4 protein-coding genes are annotated in these 3,144 nt (G+C 71.4%); all 4 read left to right on the top strand.

Annotation, left to right across the window (positions count from 1 at the left end):
- Window positions 1–725: dihydrodipicolinate synthase family protein (locus V6M57_RS16705; protein WP_332816139.1), on the top strand; the 725-nt coding region annotated here is incomplete at its 5' end.
- A 135-nt stretch (window positions 726–860) separates the two neighbouring features.
- A complete protein-coding gene (locus V6M57_RS16700; RefSeq protein ID WP_332816138.1) occupies window positions 861–1,835 on the top strand; it encodes a 2-dehydro-3-deoxygalactonokinase in 975 nt (324 codons plus the stop codon).
- A gap of 34 nt (window positions 1,836–1,869) precedes the next feature.
- On the top strand, window positions 1,870–2,514 hold the full coding sequence (locus V6M57_RS16695) for a 2-dehydro-3-deoxy-6-phosphogalactonate aldolase (protein WP_332816137.1): 645 nt from the start codon (window positions 1,870–1,872) through the stop codon (window positions 2,512–2,514).
- A gap of 42 nt (window positions 2,515–2,556) precedes the next feature.
- A partial coding sequence (dgoD, locus tag V6M57_RS16690; protein ID WP_332816136.1) for a galactonate dehydratase occupies window positions 2,557–3,144 on the top strand: 588 nt, incomplete at its 3' end.

The following is a 3,144-nucleotide window of genomic DNA, read 5'->3' as shown; positions in this document are numbered from 1 at the left end:
TGTCGCTGGAACACGTGGCCGGGCGCGTGCCGGTCATCGTCACCACCACGCACTACGGTACCGCGGTTTGCGCCGCGCGCAGCAAGCGCGCGCAGGACATGGGCGCGGCGATGGTGATGGTGATGCCGCCCTACCACGGCGCCACCTTCCGCGTGCCTGAACCGCTGATTCATGAGTTCTATGCGCGCGTGTCCGACGCCATTTCCATTCCCATCATGGTGCAGGACGCGCCGGCCAGCGGTACCGTGCTCTCGGCCCCCTTCCTCGCGCGCATGGCGCAGGAGATCGAACAGCTCGCCTACTTCAAGATCGAGACGCCGGGCGCCGCGAGCAAGCTGCGCGAACTGATCCGCCTGGGCGGTGACGCCATCGAAGGCCCGTGGGACGGCGAAGAAGCCATCACCCTGCTGGCCGACCTGGACGCCGGCGCCACCGGCGCCATGACCGGCGGCGCCTTCCCCGACGGCATCCGCCCCATCATCGAAGCCCACCGCCTGGGCAACCACGACCTGGCCTTCGCGCTCTACCAGCGCTGGCTGCCGCTGATCAACCACGAAAACCGCCAGGGCGGCATCCTCACCGCCAAGGCCCTGATGAAGGCCGGCGGCGTGATCGCCTGCGAAGCCGGTCGCCACCCCTTCCCGGCCATGCACCCCGAGGTGCGGCGCGGGCTGTTGGACATCGCGCGCCGGCTCGATCCGCTCGTGCTCCGCTGGGGACGCTGAGAGGTATGAGCCCCCCCTACGCCGCTTCGCGTCTTCCCCCCAAAGGGGGGACGCACCCAGTGGCCCGGCGAAGCCGGTTCCACGGGTGCCCTGGGCGGAGTCGCTGTGCTCCGGCCAGTTCTTTGAGAAAGTGATATGAACCCAACCGAACTGCTCGAAACACCCGTGCTGATCGCTCTCGACTGGGGCACCAGTTCGCTGCGTGCCTATGCCATGGGGGCGCACGGCGCGGTGCTGGCCGCGCGGCGCAGCGAACATGGCGTGATGCACCTGCCCGCCGGCCCCGGCGTGGACTCGCCGGCCGCCGCCTTCGAGCAGGCGCTGCAGGCGCTGTGCGGCGACTGGCTGGCCGACCACCCATCCGCCCCGCTGATCGCCTGCGGCATGGTCGGCAGCGCGCAGGGCTGGCGCGAAGCACCCTACCAGCCGCTGCCCAGCCGCGAGGCCGATCTGGCGGAAGCGGTGACCCGGATCGAACGCCCCGGTGGCCAGCCGCTGCACGTGGTGCCGGGCCTGCTGCAGGCCGGCGAGCTGCCCAATGTGATGCGCGGCGAAGAGACCCAGATCATGGGCGTGCTGCAAAGCCGGGCGAACGGGCGCCACACGCCGTCGCGGCTGCTGATCGGCCTGCCGGGCACGCACACCAAATGGGCCTGGGTCGACGACGGCGCCGTCACCCGCTTCGAGACCTTCATGACCGGCGAGGTGTACGCCGCGCTCTCCCAACACACCATCCTGGGCCGCACCATGGAACTGGGCGGGTCGCACGACGAACCGGCCTTCGCGCGCGGCCTGCGCGTGGCGTGCTCCAAGCTGGGCGCTTTGGGCGTGCTCTCCACCGTCTTCAGCGTGCGCACCCTGGGGCTCACCCGCCAGCTCCCCGGCAGCGCCCAGCCCGACTATCTGTCGGGGCTGCTGATCGGGCACGAGGTGGCGGCGCTGGCGCCCACCCTGCGGGACGGTCCGGCGGTGGTGCTGTGCGGCGAGCCGGAGCTGTGCCTGCGCTACGCGACCGCGCTGGAAGCGCAGGGCCTGCCGACGCCCGAGATCCGTTCCGGCGTGACGCCCCTGGGTCTGTGGCGCATCGCCCAGGCCGCTGAACTGGTATGAAGCGCCTCCCGCGCCGCCGCCCTGGAACACCGACATGAACATCCCCCACTCCTTTCACCAGGCCCTGTCCGAGTGCGGCCTGATCGCCATCCTGCGCGGCCTGCGGCCCGAAGAAGCCGTCGCCATCGGCCGCGCCTTGTACGACGCCGGCTTTCGCATCATCGAAGTCCCGCTGAACTCGCCCGATCCGCTGGCCAGCATCCGCGCCCTGCGCGACGCCTTGCCAGCCGATGCCCTGGTGGGCGCCGGCACCGTCACCTCCGTGCAGGCCTGTGCCGATGTGGCCGCCGCGGGCGGGCAGATCGTGGTCATGCCGCACAGCGACCCGGCGGTGATCCGCGCGGCCAAGGCCGCCGGCATGGCCTGCGCGCCCGGCGTGGCCACCCTGACCGAGGCCTACGCCGCGCTGGCCGCGGGCGCGGACATCCTCAAACTGTTTCCCGCCGAAGCCCTGAGCCCCGCCGTGCTGAAAGCCTGGCGCGCCGTGCTCAAGCCCCCGGTGGCCCTGGTGCCCGTGGGCGGCATCACGCCCGATAGCATCGCGCCCTATGCCGCCGCCGGCGCCAGCGGCTTCGGCCTGGGCTCGGCCCTGTACCGCCCCGGCGACAGCGCCGCCGACGTGGCCCGCCACGCCGCCGCGTTCATGCAGGCCTGGCGCCTGGCCTGCCCCGCTGCCTGACGCCCCAACACCCCTCATCCCATTCCCGACGAGCACGTTTCCATGAAGATCACCCGACTGACCACGTTCCTGGTGCCACCGCGCTGGTGTTTCCTGAAGATCGAGACCGACGAAGGCATCGTCGGCTGGGGCGAGCCGGTGCTGGAAGGCCGGGCGCAGACCGTGGCCGCCGCGGTGGAAGAGCTGGGCGACTACCTGATCGGCAAAGACCCGCGCCACATCGAAGACCACTGGACCGTGATGTACCGCGGCGGCTTCTACCGCGGTGGCGGCATCCACATGAGCGCGCTGGCCGGCATCGACCAGGCGCTGTGGGACATCAAGGGCAAGGCCCTGGGCGTTCCGGTGTCCGAGCTGCTGGGCGGCAGCGTGCGCGACCGCATCCGCGTCTACAGCTGGATCGGCGGCGACCGCCCCAGCGACACCGCCGCCGCTGCCAAGGCGACCGTGGCGCGCGGCTTCACCGCCGTCAAGATGAACGGCACCGAGGAGCTGCAGTTCATCGACAGCCACGACAAGGTGGAGCGCTGCCTCGCCAACGTGGCGGCCGTGCGCGAGGCCGTGGGGCCCAACGTGGGCATCGGCGTGGACTTCCACGGCCGGGTGCACAAGCCCATGGCCAAGGTGCTG

Origin of the sequence: Ramlibacter sp. (genome assembly GCF_036676645.1) — a bacterium.
Lineage (GTDB): Bacteria > Pseudomonadota > Gammaproteobacteria > Burkholderiales > Burkholderiaceae_C > Ramlibacter.
This window is presented reverse-complemented; position numbering and strand designations above follow the sequence as displayed.

Bases quoted from the DNA above. Each gene is read 5' to 3' on its own strand.
- V6M57_RS16700 (WP_332816138.1), top strand. From the start codon at position 861: ATGAACCCAACCGAACTGCTCGAAACACCCGTGCTGATCGCTCTCGAC.
- V6M57_RS16695 (WP_332816137.1), top strand. From the start codon at position 1,870: ATGAACATCCCCCACTCCTTTCACCAGGCCCTGTCCGAGTGCGGCCTG.